Origin of the sequence: Flavobacterium rivuli WB 3.3-2 = DSM 21788, assembly GCF_000378485.1 — a bacterium.
GTDB lineage: Bacteria > Bacteroidota > Bacteroidia > Flavobacteriales > Flavobacteriaceae > Flavobacterium > Flavobacterium rivuli.
This window is the reverse complement of sequence record NZ_KB899968.1, coordinates 272648-290540: the sequence shown is the minus strand read 5'-3', so window position 1 is coordinate 290540 and position 17893 is coordinate 272648. Positions and strand designations below refer to the sequence as shown.

The following is a 17893-nucleotide window of genomic DNA, read 5'->3' as shown; positions in this document are numbered from 1 at the left end:
TAACCTGAACGAAAATTATAAACAAAAAAGTCGAAAGAAAAATCTTCCGACCATGACAAGCTTAAAAGAAACTTTTTATATTTTAAACAGCTCTGTTAAGCTGCATTCTTGTCTTTTTGTAGTTTTACATAATACGCATAAGCAAAAGCAATTCCTACAATAGCTAACCAAATTAACTTACCGTTTATAGGCGAGTCACCAGCCTCAAGTTCGGGATCTGTTGGTAGTCCTTCTTGGGTCGGATCACCTTGAGCAAAAACAACAAAATTACTTGCCAATATAAAGACAAGCATATACCATTTTAAAAGACTATTCTTCATAATTTCGGGGTTTAAATTATTCTACAAACATAACTAATTTTAATGAATAAAAAAATTTAAAAAAATATTTTTTTACTATAAATTCATATTAATGAAGAGTTTATAATTTCTTTATTCTAAAAGTGGGTAAAACTTAAAATTGGAATATAAAATACATCTTATTTTCATTTGTCTCTCAAATTGTCTTTTTTAGGTTTTACTGCAATTGATTTCAGAGTATATGACATAAAGTTATACATTAATATTGGGGTGTCAAAACCCGACAAAAGTAACCTTTACAAAATCCAGCCCGTATTTAAAAACACTTACCTGCGTTTCTGGACTATTAATTTGATCGGTTAATTTGGCTGTCGAAAAAATCCCGAATTTATATAGTCACAATTTAACTTAAGAAATATTATTTATAAATATAAAGTGTTTTGGATAACGTAATTAAAATTCGCTTGGGATTGACAACAATTTATTGATTAACCTATTTTTAAGGATTACTCATAAACTTAAGATAAAAAGAGTTTTAACTGTTTTCTTCATCTAATTATTGACTAATTTTATTAAAAATAAGCACCTGCTTTTTGTTAAATTTAAAATTGATAGCTATGAAAACTTTACTTTTATCATTATTACTTTGCTTTCCTGTTATGGCACAAACAGGTTTTAAAACCGAGGGCAATAACATTATTTGGCAAGGTGTTTTTAGCACTGAAAATGCCAACATTTTAGCTGTACTTGACAGAGATCCCAATTTAAAGATTTCTAACTTTATGGATAGCATGTACAAAGGGCAGGCAGACGATGTGCAAAATACATGCAATGGCGGAACCGGAATTATGAAAAATAAAATAAAATTTGATTTTGTTATCTTACAAGATCCAGCCGGTTATGTAGTTAAAGTAAGAAACCTCCGAATTATAGAAAAATTTGGTCCTATGCAGGCAAAAACTATTGCTAAAAGATGCGAGAAATATTTTATGGATAACGGACAACTAAATACTCAACCTAATGCTGCCGAGAATATGGCTTGTATGGATAGTTTTTTCAGTAATTTATTTGGTATTCAACCTGCAGTTAGCAATACATCAATTACGTCAAATTAAAAGTTGAAGTAATTGTCGTTTTGTATTACAACATCTAAATTAAATCAATAATTATCCCGCAAAATTTAAGTATGCGGGATTTTTATTTGCATACATCTCTCTAACAAAAGACATTTTAGCTCTGCTTATTAAGCCAGTTAACCAAATCATTAAAGTTTTGTGGCGCTACCCCATGCCCTACCGGATATTCATGGTATTCAACAGGGATGCCCTTTGCCTTCAGATATTCCGGGGCTTTGCGTGCCCACTCTACAGGGATAACCTGGTCTACAACGCCATGCGATATAAAAAAGCTAAGGTTAGATATATCCCTGCTGTTAATATTCTCTATAATATCCATGTTTAAATAACCGCTAAGTGCTACCACACGGCTTACTTTTTCCGGATAGGTTAATGCTACCGCATAGCTTAAGATAGTACCCTGGCTAAAACCAAGAAGCGTAACGTTAGCAGCATCTACAGGATAGGCTCCTAAAACCTCATCTATAAATTTGGCAATAAGGTCGCGCGATTCTGCAGCCTGGACGTTATCGGTAAACTTATTCATATCTGCATCAAAGTCTATAGCATACCATGCGTTGCCATACGGCGGAAGGCTGTAAGGCGCACGCGCAGATATTACTAAATATTCATCCGGTAACTGACCTGCGAAGCCAAAAAGGTCTTCCTCATTACTGCCGTAGCCGTGAAGCAATAACAAGAGCGGATTTTTATCCAGTTTTATTTTAGGTTCCCTTACTAAGTGGTACAATGACAAATCCATTTATTAGAGCTTTTTAAAAAATTTCTGAAAAAAATTACCTATCAACGGTATCGGCGTAGTTTCACCCTTAATGGCTGTAATGATACCGTAGCTCCACAGTACTGCCATAAATATCCAGAAAGGATAGGTAATCATTGGGTCGGCAAAACCACTTATAGAGTAGCCTATCGCCACAAAAAGTATCGACAAACCCATAGCCTGCCTGATGTGGAACGATGCATACGGGTTTTTATGTTCGGCATTCATAGACATAGCTATCAGTGCGCCTACAACAAGTATATAGGCGGTTATAGCCGTGCTTTTTCCTTCTTCAATTGTGTTATTCATTTTATTTTTTGAATTTGATACGCAGCGCGTAGCAATTTAATATACTATAATTAAGACCTCAAAACCAGTTTTCCCCTATTATAAATCCCATAGGCCCTGCCTTTCATTTCCTGTTTAAGGAATGCCGAGTTCTTGGATTTAGAAAGGATGTCTTTCTTTGTAAAAACCCATTCTGCATTTGGGTTAAAAAGCGAGAACGATGCCACAGCGCCTTCTGTAATTGTAGTTTCGGCAAGGCCAAAAATTGCTTTACCGGCGGTTAATTTCTCTACAATAACTTCTAAAGGCAGTACCGTTTGTAAGGCTCCAAAAGCACTTTCAAAACCTGTTGTACCATCTTTAGCAAGGTCAAACTCAAGTTTTTTATTCTCGATATCAATAGGGTTATGGTCAGACGTTATTATGTCTATCGTTCCGTCTAATACGCCTGTAATTAATGCCTGCCTTTCGGTTTCGGGGCGTAATGGCGGGGCAACTTTATAACGGCTGTCAAAATCAGTAAGCACATCATCGGTAAAAATAAGATGGTGTACGGCAACGCTGCAGGTAACATTAAGCCCTTTAGCTTTTGCTTCCTTAATAAGCTGTACCGATTTTGCCGTAGATATTGTAGGGATGTGCAGCTTACCACCTGTATATTCCAACAGGTACAGGTTGCGTACTATCTGTAATTCTTCGGCAAGTGTAGGGATGCCTTTAAGGCCAAGCTTTGTACTTACCTCCCCTTCATGAACAACGCCTTTGCCTTTTATTTTATCATCCTGCGAGTAGGCTATTACCAGCCCGTCAAAATCCTGAACGTACTGTAATGCTATCTTTAGGATCGCAGCATCAGATAATGATTTATTATAATCTCCAAATGCTACCGCACCACTGTTTTTCATGTCATAAAGTTCGGCAATATCCTTGCCCTCGCTGTTCTTTGTAAGTGCGCCAATAGGGTGCACTGCCGTAGCAGCATGCAATGATTTATTTACAAGAAAAGCAATATCTGCCTGTTTATCGGCAATTGGGTTTCCTGTAGGCTGAAGCGCAACATCGGTAAAGCCACTTTTCGCTGCTACATTAAGTCCGTTAGCCAGGGTTTCGCGGTCTTCATAACCGGGTTCTCCCAAACTTACCGAACTATCAAACCAACCGTTAGATATGTGCAGGTTATCAAGCTCAATTACATCAAAGCCATCAGCTTCAAGGTTAGTACCTATGTTTTTTATAATACCGCCTTCCACTTTAATATCTACAGCCTGTTTGTTAAACGGGCTGTTGGCATCTATAATAACGGCGTTTTTAAATATCAGGTTCATTTTACAAATTTTTGTATAAATAATTCAAGTAATAAAAAAATCAGTGTGCCTATAATAAACCACTTCCACATTTCGCTGGCGGTGCGGCCACTTTTAATATCGTTATATACCGTAGCTACAGAATCAGCTTTAGTAAAGTTGCTCAACACAGCAGTATTTTGCAGGTTAAGGTTACTCTCTGTACGGGCATGGTTAAAGCTTATATTCTTAAGGTTATCGCTGCCCTTAAAAATGCCGTAGTTACCCGCCACTTCAGGATAGTCGCCAAAAGACAGCTTCACTTTATTGTTGAGTACCTGCTGCATGGGTATAAAATCGGATTTATCGTTTTTAACGGCAAGCACTTCATCTTTAGAGAGTACTGCATCTAACAGTAAACTTTGGTTTTGCCCTATTTTTATTGCGCTAATACCTGTCTTGCCACTGCTCAATGCCATATTATAATATGTAGGCACAATAAGCGGTGAGTTCTGGAAGTTGCTGTTGGCTTTATTTATAGGTGCAGCAAACACATACACGTTACCCAGCCTGTTAGTTAACGATGCAAGAAATGGTGTACCGTCACTGTAAGACAACACAGGCAGCGCATTGCCAGTTAATGTAAAGCCGGCATTGGTTTTAGGATACTGAAAATTTTCGGTTTTCTTTTCGAATACTGTTTGGTACAGCGGATGGTTAAACGATATTTTAGTAATCAACCTTTCTCCTGTTGTAAACGGTTTATAAACCGTATTGCCAAATGTAGCCAGCAAAGCATTAAGGTTTTGAAGGCTTCCCTGCGCCGAAGGTATGATTACAATATTACCCCCTTTGGCATAAAAATCTTTAAGGGTAGTAATTAACGACTGCGGAATTTCGGTTAGTTCATTCAGTATAATAGCATCCTGTTTTTCGAGGCTGTTATAGTCTAAAGTGGCTAAGGGAGTATCTGTAAAATTAAAATCGTCCGGCGTGTAAATGCGGGACAAAAATGCATTTTTTGCAGCCTCTCCAATAGCAACTACGTTAGATTTTAAAGGTTTAGAGATGCTGAAATAATAGGTATTATCATAATCAAGGCTGCCATCGGTAATGCTTACATATCCGTGAAAATCTTTTTTAGGTATAGTAAATGTGCTGCTTTTCTTTTCGGCATCAAATTTAATCAGTGTTTTTGCTGTCAGGTTTTTGCCATTGTATAAAGCAATGGGCACATCATCTTCAAATTCGCCATACGCACGCATATCTACCTTAACCTCATAAAAGTTATCCATAGTTTGCGATATGTAAACGCTATCTATAGAGATGTTCCTGTTATTTTCTGCTCCGGATGTTATGGCATATACAGGGGTGCCTCCGCCAAATTTGCTTATATCTTTACTGTCGAGGTTCACTGCATCAGTAATTAGCACTACATCTTTGCCCGTATTCGGGTTTTTAGCCTGAGCTTTAGTCAGTAAAAAATCCGGGCGAAAAGGCACATCCGTATACGTAATATTCTGGAGGTCTTTTTGTATCGATTTAATATCGGTATCCCAATACGCATTGGTGTTGGTTACTAACGAGAATTGCTGGCCTTCGGGCGTATTTTCCAATAAATCCTGAACGGCGCGTTTAAGGAGTTCGCCACGGCTGCCTTTAGCCTGCATAGAGAACGAATTATCCAGCAGTATTACCATTTGGTTGCCGGTGTTGGCGTTATCTTTTGCTTTAAAAAATGGCTGTGCAAATGCTACTACAAGGCAGGCAAGCAACAGTAAACGCACGGCAAGCAGCAGCCACTTTTTTATGACCGAGCTTTTGCGGGTTTGCATGCTTAGCTCCTTAAGGAAGCGCACATTAGTGAAATATTGTTTTTGAAAACGGCGCAATTGAAACAAATGTACCAGGATGGGGATTGCCAGCAGGAATAAAAAGTAAAGGATTTCCGGGTGTTTAAACTGCATTCGTTTGAAAGTTTGTCAAAAATACACAATTTTATTGTAAATAAAACCCCAAATGGAGGCTATAAATTTTAGATACTACTTAAAAATTATACATTTGTAGATACTAAATTGCACTATATGAAATCTGTCTTCGCTTTACTCCTACTCACTTTTATGAATGTTTCTGCACAGGATAATTACAACCTTATTGTGGGCACGTATACTAATGCCTGCACGAGTAAAGGTATCTATGTATATGATTTTAATGCCAATACACTCGATTTTAAACTAAAATCCAGCACAGATGGCAGCGTGATTAACCCAAGCTATTTAACCGTTAGTGCCGATAAAAAGTTTGTATACAGCGTTAACGAAGACGGTAAGAACAGTGCCGTGAGCGCTTTTAAATATGCGCCGGCAAGTGGCAAACTGGATTTTTTAGGCAAAAAGGATTCTAAGGGTGCCGACCCTTGCCATATAATTAACGACGATAAAAATGTTATTGTTGCCAATTACAGCGGTGGGACAATTGCCGTTTTTGAAAAGAAAGCCGATGGCAGCCTTAACGATGCTAAACAGGTAGTTAAGCATACCGGCACAGGCCCCGACAAATCGCGACAGGAAGGGCCACACGTACACATGGTGTATTTTTCTCCCGATAAAAAATATGTTTTTGCTAACGACCTGGGTACTGATAAGGTTTATATGTACAGCTACAACCCTAACGGTGGCGATAAAACCTTGGTTTTAAAAAGCACAACATCTGTAAAGCCGGGCAGTGGCCCACGCCACCTCGTTTTTAACCCTAACGGGACATTTATGTACCTGCTTAGCGAAATGGACGGATCGCTTACCGTATTTAGTTATATGAATGACAAACTGGAGCAAATACAGGTATGCACTATAGGAATGCCCGAAAGTTTTATGGCTAAAAATGGCAGTGCCGATATTCACTTTAGTAATGATGGTAAATACCTGTATGCTACTAACAGGATGGATGCTAACAGCATATCGGTCTTTAGGGTTCATGCCAATGGATTGGTTAACCTTGTACAGCAAATAAGCACACAAGGTGCCGGCCCACGTAACTTTACCGTAGACCCTACCGATAGTTACATCCTGGTGGCTAACCAGAACACTAATAACATTACTATTTTTAAAAGAGACAAAAGCACCGGCATGCTTACCGATACCAAAAAGAAAATTGAGCTATGCTCTCCGGTTTGTTTAGTGTTTACTGCCAATAAGTAATTTTGATTTCAGATTTCAGATTTTAGATTGAGCTTCACTATGTATACAAACTAATGGTATTTTGCAGGACTTGAAAAATATTACAAAGCAGTCTTTTATATTGCTTAATCATTAAATCTTAGAGTACTGAACCTATATATAACACAAACGCCCGGCATAGACCAGGCGTTTGTGTTATAATAAAATAACTTTCTACTTCTTCTTTTTACGTTTTGCATCGCGGGTACGCTCTATGCCACGGTTTGTAGGCTTGGTTTTGCGGGGTTTTGTTTTGCCGGGGCCACCAAGGTTTACTTTTTTATTCTTTTCTTTCTTTTCATGAAAGGCACCATCATCCGGTTTTTTAGGCGTGCGAAGCAGTACCTTCATTTTCTTTTTATCTTTCTCAAATTCCAGTAGCTTTTCAGCTATTTCAAGGCCTTCAGGCAGCTCTAAAAATTTAAGCTCTTTTTCCATCAGTACCTCTGCCTCTATTTGTATCTCCTGTTCAGACGGGGCAATAAAGCTTATGGCAATACCTGTTTTATCGGCACGGCCTGTACGCCCAATACGGTGAATGTACTGCTCCGGCACTTCCGGGAACTCCATATTAATAACGTGCGATATATCAGATATATCAAGGCCACGCGCCATAACATCGGTAGTTACAATACCACGTATCTCTCCGGCCTGGAACGATGCCATAGTGTTAAGCCTGTAGTTTTGCGATTTATTGGAGTGTATAACGCCAAACTGCCCGTCGTGATCCTCTTCGAGGGCATCCATAACAAGGTCGGCAGTTTTTTTATTGTTTACAAAAACCAGTACGCGCTCCAGGCTCTCGTCCTGCAACAGGTTTTTTAGCAGGTTTATCTTGGTAAGAAAGTTAGGCACATGATAGCCTAATTGCTCTATCTGGTCTAACGGTGTGCCCGATGCTGCAAGCGAAACTTCTTCAGGAAAATCAAAATAGTCGCTAAGCATATCATCTACATCCTCTGTCATGGTAGCAGAGAACAATATGTTTTGCCTCTTGGCTTTCATCATCGAAAATATGGCAGTTATCTGGGTACGGAAACCAAGGTTTAGTATCTCGTCAAACTCATCTATAACCAGTTTTTGCACCTCATCAAAGCGCAAAACATTGTCAAGAGCAAGGTCCATCATCCTGCCGGGCGTACCCACAAGAATATCAACCCCTTCATAAACACGTGTTTTCTGGGTGTTTATATTAACACCACCATAAATACCTACTGTGCGTACAGACATGTATTTAGTAAGCTTCTCCACCTCTTCGGCTACCTGAACCACAAGCTCCCGTGTAGGCACAATAATTACTACACGTGGCACATGCACTTTTGCAAACTTCCAGTGCTTAAGTATAGGCAACAGGTAAGCAAAGGTTTTACCCGTACCTGTTTGTGCAATACCCATCATGTCGCGCCCGCTAAGTATTACCGGCATAGCGCGCTCCTGTATGGGTGTAGCATTTACAAAACCCATATCATCAAGAGCTTTTTGTAGCGATTTTGGTAAGTCGAAGTCGGTAAATTTGGCCATTACATTTAAATTTTGTGCAAAGATAGCTTAATTAGGCGGTTACCGCATTGAATTTTTAGATTAGTGAATAATAACCCCCTTATTGCTATGCTAAAAATTAAGTACTATTGCCACAATATTAAAATGTTTAAACCGGCTCATTATGATCTTGCTAATAAAAGGTTTCATTCAAAATCTTTAAATTTATCAGAATGACGTAAATTTACACCCAGTTTACTGCAACAACAATTATCATGAGCACACCCGATATAAATACAGAAGTACATAACGCCTTTGAGGTAATAAAGAATGGCGGCATTATATTATACCCTACAGATACCGTTTGGGGTATAGGCTGCGATGCCACGAACCCCGAAGCTGTGGCAAAAATTTATGCCCTTAAAAAGCGCGAAGAAAGCAAAAGCATGATCGTGCTTATGAACAGCGACCGAATGCTATACAATGTTTTTAAGGAAGTGCCCGATGTTGCCTTCCAGATCATGGACCTTTCTGAAAAGCCTACCACCCTAATACTGGATAACCCCCGCAATGTAGCACCTAACCTTATAGCGGCAGATAAAACACTGGGCATACGCATTACTAAAGAGCCTTTTTGCTTTAAGCTTATGGAACGCATGAAAAAACCGCTGGTTTCTACATCGGCAAACATAAGCGGACTGCCTACCCCTAATTCTTTTAAACAAATTGACCGTCATATTTTGGATGGCGTAGACTATATTGTAAATTTGCACCACGAAAAAATTGCCCCAAGGCCATCTACCATCATAAAACTTGGTAATGACCTGCAGGTAAAAGTGATACGACCTTAATGGAAAACAAAACTTCATACAAAGAAGCCCTAAACAACCGCATTTTTGAAATTACCATGCACGCCGCTGCACAACTTAACGTAGACAGTTATGTTATAGGCGGGTTTGTACGTGATTTTTTGCTGCAGCGCGATTTTAAAAAAGATATAGATATTGTGGCTGTGGGCAGCGGTATAGACCTGGCACAAAAAGTGTCGGCCTCCTTACCCCATAAGCCTAAAGTGCAGGTTTTTAAAACCTACGGCACTGCCATGCTGCGCTTTGACGATATTGATATAGAATTTGTAGGTGCCCGAAAAGAATCTTATAACAAAGACAGCCGCAACCCGCTGGTAGAGACCGGAACGCTGGAAGATGACCAGAACCGCCGCGACTTTACCATAAATGCATTGGCACTATCATTATCCGAAAATAATTTTGGCGAACTGGTAGACCCTTTTAATGGCATAGAAGACCTCAAAAATAAAATTATACGCACGCCGCTTAACCCTGATATTACTTATAGTGATGACCCGTTGCGCATGATGCGTGCCATACGCTTTGCCACCCAGTTAGGTTTTACCATTGAGGAAGAGTCGCTTAAGGCCATAGAACGTAATAAAGAGCGTATAAAAATTATTACCGGCGAGCGCATTGTAGACGAGCTTAACAAAATACTGGCAACACCGGTACCGTCTGTTGGGTTTAAACTACTGCACCAAACCGGGTTACTGCATATTATACTACCCGAACTTACCGATCTGCAAGGGGTTGAAGAAGTAGAGGGGCAAACGCATAAGGATAACTTTTTCCACACACTGGAAGTAGTAGACAATATATCTGAAAATACCGAAGATGTATGGCTGCGTTGGGCTGCGCTGCTTCACGATATAGGTAAAGCACCAACGAAGAAATTCAGCAAAAAAGTAGGCTGGACATTTCATGGGCACGAATTTGTAGGTGGCAAAATGGTAAAGAAACTGTTTGAACGCCTGCACATGCCACTAAACCATAAAATGAAATTTGTATCTAAAATGGTAATGCTTAGCTCCCGCCCTATTGTACTGGCGCAGGATATAGTAACCGATAGTGCTGTGCGTCGCCTTGTGTTTGATGCCGGAGAAGATGTAGAAAGCCTGATGACACTATGCGAAGCAGATATTACCACTAAGAACCCCAATAAGTTTAAAAAGTACCATAATAACTTTAAGATCGTACGCCAAAAGATCGTGGAAGTTGAGGAGCGCGACCACGTGCGCAACTTTCAGCCGCCTATTACCGGCGAGGAGATCATGGAGATTTTCAATATTAAACCGGGCAGGGAGATTGGCATCCTTAAAGAAGCTATTAAAGAAGCGATACTGGAAGGCGAAATTCATAACGACTACCAGGCAGCTTATGATTTTATGATGGAAAGAGCGAAGAAGATGGGGCTTACAATAGGCAATTTGCAATAGGCAGTTTCCGCTCGCAACCTGCAAGGTTTCAAGAACCTTGTAGGTTTTACACAGATGGAATGACTTTTATCATATTATACCTACAAGGTCTTTAAGACCTTGCAGGAAATTAAACTTTGCAACTTACCATATGAAAATCAACTTTCAGAAAATAACTAAAACTGCCCTTATCCTTGTTTACTTAGTAATAGTAGCCGGTGCACTGGTGCGCATGACGGGGTCTGGCATGGGCTGCCCAGACTGGCCAAGGTGTTTTGGGTATTATATACCCCCTACAGATATTAAGGAACTGCAATTCTCTCCCAACCATGAGTTTAAGCGCGGGCAGGTCATTATTCAGGATGAAAAATTACATGTTGCCCGAAAAACATTTACAACCGCCACTGCCTATAATGAAGCCGACTGGGAGAATTATACTAAGCATGATTATGCCGAGTTTAATCCGCTGCATACCTGGGTAGAGTATATAAACAGGCTCGCAGGAGCACTGGCAGGTTTAGCAGTATTAGTAATGGCAGGAGCATCTCTTATATATTCTAACAAAAAATCAAGCATAATATTTTTGTCGTGGTTATCGGTATTTTTAATGGGGTTTCAGGCATGGCTTGGTGCAACGGTGGTGTACAGCGTGCTTAACCCGGTTAAAATAACCGTACACATGGTGGTGGCGTTGCTCATTGTTGCTGTTATATTGTATATTTTAGACAGGTCTAAAGACTTTACAAACCATTTAAAAGTGTTTAAGCACGATGTATTGTTTAAGCGTATGTTATGGTTCACATTAATACTTACCCTAATACAAATTGTAATGGGCACGCAGGTACGCCAGTTTGTAGACGAACAGATAAAACTCTTAGGCCATGAAAACATTGCCCTTGTAATGGATGAACCTACGGTTAACTTTTATATTCACCGCAGCTTTTCTATCGTAGTGCTGTTTACTAATATTATCCTGTTTAACCGCAACAAAAAGTTTGCCCTTGGTTATCGTAAAATATCGTGGGTACTGGTATTGCTTTTAATTGAGATAGCTACAGGAATTGCCATGTATAATTTTGATTTTCCGTTTGCATCTCAAACCATACACGTTGTAACAGCCTCAATATTATTTGGTTTACAGTTTTATATGATATTAGAGAGTAATAGGAGTGTGGTAATACAAAAAGAAGTAGGTTAATGAAGGTTGCTGTTTTACTAATATCTTTGCTTTTAGCAGGATGTTATGGCGTAAATAGTGAAACATCTGAAATTGGTAGTTATGACTGGACCTGCATTACAGAAAAGGATCTGCAGGACATTGAGCAGAAACATAGCATAGATAAAATACTGGATCCTGTGTTTATTGATGGCCTGCAAGATGTAAAAAATCATTTTTTAACTCCTGAATATATTGTATATTTTGATGAAACTCCTAAAGAAATAATCGGATTTGACGGATTATCTATTAGGGTTGCTTTTAACCCTGCCATATCATATTCTGCGGTTCATGGCCTCTCTCCGCAACTTTCGGATAGTGAGCAGGTACGTATACGCAACAGGCTACTCCGTCTTTTATGGGAGAAAGAATGTGACAAAGGCAAACTTCGCTTGCAAAAATTTATGAGGGAACCTGCTGTTTTCTCTAAAGAATATTATAAGCATAAATAAAATTTAGCAAACCTTTACATTTTCCTTACCAATAATTTGGCAATTGATGTTGTAGTTTTACAATAGAAACAAACACTAAAAAATATTAGTTATGCCAAATTCAACAGAAATCCAGGGAGGCTGGGACGAGTTTAAAGGAAAATTAAAACAAAAATATGCCGAACTTACAGATGATGACCTGAAATATGAGGAAGGCAAAGACGATGAAATGTGGGGAAAACTTGAACAGAAATTAGGTAAAGCGAAAAAAGAAATTCTTTCTTTATTTCAGTAAACCATTTCCTTTAAGGATATACCGCATTCCCGAAACTGTTCTGTAAACATTTACCTGTTTGCCGAACAGTTTTTTTTTGTTATATACCATACGTAATATTAAACCCCCATCCTTGCTGTTTTTGTAAACAAGCCGGGATGGGGGTTCTCTTATAACACCTTGTATTTATTTTTACTTACCTATAATATGCTTTACAACAGCTTCGGCGGCATGCAGTCCAAACAATGCCGGCATCCAGCTGTTAGTACCAAAGAACGATTTTTTAAAATTAGACCCATCGGTCATTTTAAGACTGCTTTGGTCGGGTGCTTCTGCAGAGTATACTGCCTTTACCCCTTTAGTAATACCTTCTTTTTTTAAACGCTTGCGTATTGTTTTTGCCAGTGGGCATACATCAGTCTTGCTTATATCGCTAACACGTACTTTAGATGCCTCATACTTGCCGCCTGCACCCATGTTGCTTATTATCTTAACTTTTTTACGCCTTGCCGATAATATAAGGTTAAGCTTAGGCGTAATACTGTCTATACAATCAAGTACATAATCATACTCATTAGTTACCAGTTCGTAAGCACGCTCCGGCGAAAGAAATTCTTTTACACGGATTAGGTTAAGCTCCGGGTTAATATCCATAAGCCTGTCGCCCACAATGGTAACTTTAGGTGCACCCACAGTACTGTGTAAGGCAGGCAGCTGGCGGTTAATATTTGTAATATCTACCACATCGCCATCTACAATGGTCATGGTACCTACGCCGGCACGGGCAATAAATTCGGCCGCAAAAGAGCCTACACCACCAAGGCCTACTACCATTACATGTGCATTTTTTAATTTCTCCAGCCCTTCTTTTTTAAATAAAAGCTCGGCCCTTTCTGTCCATTCAGCCATTCTTAAAAATGTTTTTAAAATTTTTGCTTATGTTATTTTTCAAATCCTCAATATCCATATTTCGTGCCAATGCTGCTTTTTCATACACATCGGCAATACCTTCCTCAATAGTATCGGTTTCAAAAAAGAACCTGTCCTGCGGCACGCTTGCAAACACCTCACTTAGTTCGGGGTTACGCAACAGGTATTTACCAAATGAAAGATAAAAACCATTATCCAGCAATTGCTTTGCCACCTGCGCATTTTTAGAAAATCCGTGCACAATCATGGGTACTCCCGGCTGCAGCATACTCTTAATTTCCACCAACTCCTGAAAAGCGGCAACGATGTGCAAAATTACGGGTTTTTGATATTGTTTTGCAAGCAGTAACTGCCTTTCAAAAACTTTTACCTGAACATTTAACGGAATTTCAGTACGCTTATCCAGTCCACACTCGCCAAGGGCAATACAATTATCCTGTTGCAGGCGCTCTTCTATTATAGCAAGATGCTCGTCTATCTTCTCCTCGTTAATATGCCACGGATGTATTCCTGTAGAAAAATAAGGCACATCTATAGCTTCACAAGGGTAGCGGTTTACGATTTCGAGAACATCGTGATTACCGGAAGCTGAATGGGTATGGAGATTGTAGAGCATCGTCAACTAAATATTTAGAGCCTTTTACTAATTACTTTAACTTTTTGCAATTTAAATCTATGTTGTTTAACCTCGTTATATTTATAGGTTAGAACTTCATGTGTATTACCATCTACATTTATAATCCGGCAGTAAATCGTATCTGTTTTATTGGTTTTATATTTTCTGTTTCCACTAATTTTGCGACCGTTAAATAATATATAATCACAGGGAGACGTCCATTTAATATCAAACTTGAGATCATTATTTGTACCAAAATTTCTTTCAACCTGACATGTAGAAGTCCTTGTAATAATATACTCCTTTTGGTTTGACATGGAAACTAATTTAAATACACCATTTTGTAACATCGAACAATCCATTGCCTTACGATCAGTACAACTATACAATAAAAGAAACAATGAGATACAAATAGTAAATTTGAAAGGATTTAATTTCATGTCAGATGTTTATTGCAAATATATAATTTAGAAATAAAAATACTCAATACATCGCTGCATTGAGCATTAAATATATTAGATCGCTTCGCTCCCCGCATTGATGCTGCGATTACAATATTACCACGCTACATCCAAGTTCATCGCCAATATACCCTGCGGTAAACTGGCCTCCGTCAATGGTAGAATTTTTTAAATTTACTGCCGCATCCCATCATAACACAACAAGAGCAGGTAATAACGTTTCATGTGAGTTTGATTTGCGTCTAAAAATATGAAAATTCACACGTTGCAGTTCCGCATTACATTAGAACATTTTACTGCTGAATCTCGTCCCAAACGCCCTCATCTTTTAGTTGCTGAACACGTTCATTAAGTGAGTATTGAGTATCAATAGTTCCGTAAGTTATTTCGCCATCGGCTTTGATTTTAAAATACAGCTTGCCATTACAGTATGATGGCTCTAACGTAAGGGTAGAAACATTGTACTTTTTATTTGTAATAACATATTCCGGTTTTAAGGTTTGGGTTGTATCGGCATCAGCTTCCCAACTATAATCCCTGTCTACCTGAAGCGTATCATAATTTAAAACAACCTTATTATCTAATATTTTATAAGTGCCTCTCATTAAAGATTCGTCACTTTCACAAGGACACACCATTACAAAATTTTCGTTGTCTATAAATAAGAAATTTAAAGTGCAGCAATCACATTCTCCCAAAGCTTCGCAATTTTTCTCATTAAAATGAGGACCAAAAAAGTAAGTAGTACCGCTAAGTTCTATAGGAAGCATAGCAGGTTTTTCAGTTTTTATAGCGGGAGTTGCAACTTTTTCCTCCGGTTTAGAATTGCATGAAATCATCAGTATGAAGGCGATAATGAACAAATAGTACAGAGGTTTCATCAGGCTTTTTTCTACAAATATATTATTTAATCAAATAAAAATACCCAACACATTGCTGTATTGGGTATTTTAAATTTTTAGATTGCTTCGTTCCTCGCAATGACGCTGCGGTTACGATATTACACCGCTACCCACAAGCTCATCGCCATGGTACCATGCAGCAAATTGCCCTTCGGTAATGGCACTTTGCGGCTCTGTAAAAGATATGTACATGCCGTTATCAAACTTGTGCAGCGTAGCTTTTTGCAGGGGTTGGCGGTAACGTATGCGTGCCATGACATCCATAGTTTCGCCATCGGCTATGGCAAGGTCTTCCCGTACCCAGTGTATATCGTTTTCCTGTATAAACAATGCCGTACGGAACAATCCCGGGTGGTTTTGCCCCTGGCCGGTGTAAATGGCATTAGTAGCAACATCTGTAGCTATAATAAAGAGTGGCTCTTTTGTACCGCCTACATTAAGGCCTTTACGTTGCCCAATGGTATAATAATGTGCCCCCTGGTGGCGGCCCACTACTTTACCCATATCGGGTTTATAGTCTATATTTTTTGCCTGATATGCCAGCTGCTCTTTTACCGATGCAAACTGTGGCTTATCTGTAGTATACGTGTCCAGTTCGGCATTAACCTCATAGATAACACCTTCTTTAGGCTGTAATTGCTGCTGTAAAAATTCGGGCAGGCGAACCTTACCAATAAAGCAAAGCCCTTGCGAATCTTTCTTTTCGGCAGTAACCAGCTCCATTTCGGCAGCAATTTCACGAACCTGCGGCTTTAGCAACTCCCCTATTGGGAACAATGCTTTGCTAAGCTGCTCCTGCGACAGTTGGCACAAAAAGTACGACTGGTCTTTATTACCATCGGCACCGGCTAATAGCTGGTGTACCTCTTTGCCATCTACAACAATGGTATCCTTGCGGCAATAATGACCGGTAGCCACATAATCAGCGCCCAGGCTAAGGGCTATCTTCATAAAAACGTCAAACTTAATCTCGCGGTTGCATAAAACGTCGGGATTAGGCGTGCGCCCTTTTTCATATTCACTAAACATATAGTCTACAATACGCTCCCTGTATTGCTCACTAAGGTCTACCGTTTGGAAAGGTATACCCAGCTTTTCGGCAACTAAAAGTGCATCGTTGCTGTCTTCCAGCCACGGGCATTCGTTAGATATTGTTACAGCCTCATCATGCCAGTTCTTCATAAACAGCCCTATAACTTCATACCCCTGCTGTTGCAAAAGATATGCTGCCACACTACTGTCTACTCCGCCACTAAGCCCTACTACAACACGTTTCATCTTCTTGTCTCCTTAAATAATTTATGCAAAAATACGACAAAAACTAATTGGTTGCCTTTTTCCTGGTGGCCGACTTGCGTTTGGCACTCATGTTCTGCTCCTTAGTAAGTTTACCATCGGCATAAAATTTCCATACGCCGGTTTTAAGCCCATCAGTATACGTACCCTGAGATACTACTTTCCCACTTTCGTCCCTGTAAATGGCAGGGCCATTAAACTCGCCGTTTTTATAAGTAGCCTCTTCCAGCACTATACCTTTTTCTGTAAATTTTTTATAAGCACCGTCTTTAATACCGGCAACGTAATTAGTTTCTTCGGCAACAGCTCCTTTGTCATAAAATACTTTGCGAAGCCCATCAAGCTTTCCCTCCTTATATTTTTCTACACTCATCAAGGCTTTAGAGTTGTTGTGGTAATATTTCCACTCGCCCTCCTGCAGGCGGTTAACCTCGCGGCCCTCGCTTACTTTATTACCGGCAGGGTCTATAAATATGGTGTAACATGAACCGTCTTTTTCAAACTTGCGTGTTGCCATTAACGACGACGTGGCATCATCTGCAAAAAATTTAAAGGTGCCGGTTTCCATGCCGTGGCTAAAAGTACCTTCATAACGTGGTTTTTTAGAAGGCTCATAAATACCTTTCCAGGCACCGTGGCGTTTGCCATCGTTATCGTGTTTGTTTAAGGCCTGCGCCATCATACCGGTAGAAACAGCAAGTAAAAACAAGAAGGTTATAAGTCTTTTTTCCATTATTAAAGTGTGTTTATCAATTAAACCCGAATATACTTTTTTTATTGTTTCAAAAAACAGGCATACCAAATGAAAATATAATATGGTTCAAATATTTTTTCACGCAAAGTCGCGAAGCCGCAAAGCTGTAGTGTTTAATAAGTTGGAACAACAGCGACTGTTAAGTCGCAAAGCTTTGCGACTTAACAGTCGCTTCTTCCACAAAAAATATTCCGTTTTAAACTTTGCGGCTTCGCGACTTTGCGTGACATATAATCCCAATTGAAACATAATACATAATCAAATGGCAGCATTAATATTTTACCATA

Annotated in this window: 18 protein-coding genes; 7 read left to right on the top strand and 11 right to left on the bottom strand. The window is 39.3% G+C overall.

Annotated features, from left to right (window positions below; all coding sequences use genetic code 11):
- Positions 1-95: 95 nt before the first annotated feature.
- Positions 96-320, bottom strand: a complete 225-nt coding sequence (locus F565_RS0108105; RefSeq protein WP_020212714.1) for a hypothetical protein — start codon at positions 318-320, stop codon at positions 96-98.
- Positions 321-916: 596 nt separating this feature from the next.
- Here F565_RS0108105 and F565_RS0108090 point away from each other — a divergent pair.
- A complete protein-coding gene (locus F565_RS0108090) occupies positions 917-1414 on the top strand; it encodes a hypothetical protein (protein WP_154652567.1) in 498 nt (165 codons plus the stop codon).
- A gap of 115 nt (positions 1415-1529) precedes the next feature.
- Here the strand turns inward: F565_RS0108090 and F565_RS0108085 are convergent, their stop codons facing one another.
- Genes F565_RS0108085 through F565_RS0108070 form a run of 4 tightly spaced genes read right to left on the bottom strand, consistent with a single transcriptional unit; the run spans position 1530 to position 5733 of the window.
- A complete protein-coding gene (locus F565_RS0108085; RefSeq protein ID WP_020212710.1) occupies positions 1530-2177 on the bottom strand; it encodes an alpha/beta hydrolase in 648 nt (215 codons plus the stop codon).
- 3 nt (positions 2178-2180) lie between these two features.
- Positions 2181-2504 (bottom strand): magnetosome magnetite crystal formation protein family, encoded by a 324-nt coding sequence (locus tag F565_RS0108080; protein WP_020212709.1) that lies wholly within the window; start codon positions 2502-2504, stop codon positions 2181-2183.
- Positions 2505-2554: 50 nt separating this feature from the next.
- A complete protein-coding gene (locus F565_RS0108075) occupies positions 2555-3808 on the bottom strand; it encodes a dihydroorotase (RefSeq protein ID WP_020212708.1) in 1254 nt (417 codons plus the stop codon).
- Positions 3805-5733 carry a vWA domain-containing protein gene (locus F565_RS0108070; RefSeq protein ID WP_020212707.1) on the bottom strand — a complete coding sequence of 643 codons (1929 nt, stop codon included), beginning with the start codon at positions 5731-5733 and terminating at the stop codon, positions 3805-3807. The genes F565_RS0108075 and F565_RS0108070 overlap by 4 nt, the downstream gene beginning before the upstream one ends.
- Positions 5734-5850: 117 nt before the next feature.
- Between F565_RS0108070 and F565_RS0108065 the strand changes: the two genes are divergently transcribed.
- Positions 5851-6963: a lactonase family protein gene (locus F565_RS0108065; RefSeq protein ID WP_026299951.1), complete on the top strand. Its 1113-nt coding sequence runs from the start codon at positions 5851-5853 to the stop codon at positions 6961-6963.
- 192 nt (positions 6964-7155) lie between these two features.
- On the opposite strand, the gene F565_RS0108060 is transcribed toward F565_RS0108065, so the two are convergent.
- Positions 7156-8502, bottom strand: a complete 1347-nt coding sequence (locus F565_RS0108060) for a DEAD/DEAH box helicase (protein ID WP_020212705.1) — start codon at positions 8500-8502, stop codon at positions 7156-7158.
- A gap of 233 nt (positions 8503-8735) precedes the next feature.
- Here F565_RS0108060 and F565_RS0108055 point away from each other — a divergent pair, with 233 nt between their 5' ends.
- The 5 genes from F565_RS0108055 to F565_RS0108035 all read left to right on the top strand — a co-directional run bounded on the left by F565_RS0108055 (position 8736) and on the right by F565_RS0108035 (position 12668).
- Positions 8736-9311, top strand: coding sequence for an L-threonylcarbamoyladenylate synthase (locus F565_RS0108055; protein WP_020212704.1), 576 nt, complete (start codon positions 8736-8738; stop codon positions 9309-9311).
- The gene (locus F565_RS0108050; RefSeq protein ID WP_020212703.1) at positions 9311-10747 is read left to right on the top strand and encodes a CCA tRNA nucleotidyltransferase; all 1437 of its coding nucleotides are present in this window, start codon (positions 9311-9313) and stop codon (positions 10745-10747) included. The genes F565_RS0108055 and F565_RS0108050 overlap by 1 nt, the downstream gene beginning before the upstream one ends.
- Before the next feature lie 130 nt (positions 10748-10877).
- Complete coding sequence (locus tag F565_RS0108045; RefSeq protein ID WP_020212702.1) at positions 10878-11924, top strand: COX15/CtaA family protein; 1047 nt, start codon at positions 10878-10880, stop codon at positions 11922-11924.
- Positions 11924-12394, top strand: coding sequence for a hypothetical protein (locus tag F565_RS0108040; protein ID WP_020212701.1), 471 nt, complete (start codon positions 11924-11926; stop codon positions 12392-12394). The genes F565_RS0108045 and F565_RS0108040 overlap by 1 nt, the downstream gene beginning before the upstream one ends.
- 91 nt (positions 12395-12485) lie before the next feature.
- Complete coding sequence (locus F565_RS0108035) at positions 12486-12668, top strand: CsbD family protein (RefSeq protein ID WP_020212700.1); 183 nt, start codon at positions 12486-12488, stop codon at positions 12666-12668.
- Positions 12669-12839: 171 nt separating this feature from the next.
- On the opposite strand, the gene F565_RS0108025 is transcribed toward F565_RS0108035, so the two are convergent.
- The 5 genes from F565_RS0108025 to F565_RS0108000 all read right to left on the bottom strand — a co-directional run bounded on the left by F565_RS0108025 (position 12840) and on the right by F565_RS0108000 (position 17585).
- Positions 12840-13556, bottom strand: a complete 717-nt coding sequence (locus tag F565_RS0108025) for a tRNA threonylcarbamoyladenosine dehydratase (protein ID WP_020212698.1) — start codon at positions 13554-13556, stop codon at positions 12840-12842.
- The gene (locus F565_RS0108020) at positions 13549-14193 is read right to left on the bottom strand and encodes a TatD family hydrolase (RefSeq protein ID WP_020212697.1); all 645 of its coding nucleotides are present in this window, start codon (positions 14191-14193) and stop codon (positions 13549-13551) included. Before F565_RS0108020 ends, F565_RS0108025 begins: the two co-directional genes overlap by 8 nt.
- A 754-nt stretch (positions 14194-14947) precedes the next feature.
- Positions 14948-15493: a hypothetical protein gene (locus F565_RS0108010; protein ID WP_020212695.1), complete on the bottom strand. Its 546-nt coding sequence runs from the start codon at positions 15491-15493 to the stop codon at positions 14948-14950.
- Between the two features lie 153 nt (positions 15494-15646).
- Positions 15647-16834 carry a tRNA 2-thiouridine(34) synthase MnmA gene (mnmA, locus tag F565_RS0108005; RefSeq protein WP_020212694.1) on the bottom strand — a complete coding sequence of 396 codons (1188 nt, stop codon included), beginning with the start codon at positions 16832-16834 and terminating at the stop codon, positions 15647-15649.
- Between the two features lie 43 nt (positions 16835-16877).
- The gene (locus tag F565_RS0108000) at positions 16878-17585 is read right to left on the bottom strand and encodes a toxin-antitoxin system YwqK family antitoxin (protein WP_035642079.1); all 708 of its coding nucleotides are present in this window, start codon (positions 17583-17585) and stop codon (positions 16878-16880) included.
- Positions 17586-17893 lie beyond the last annotated feature (308 nt).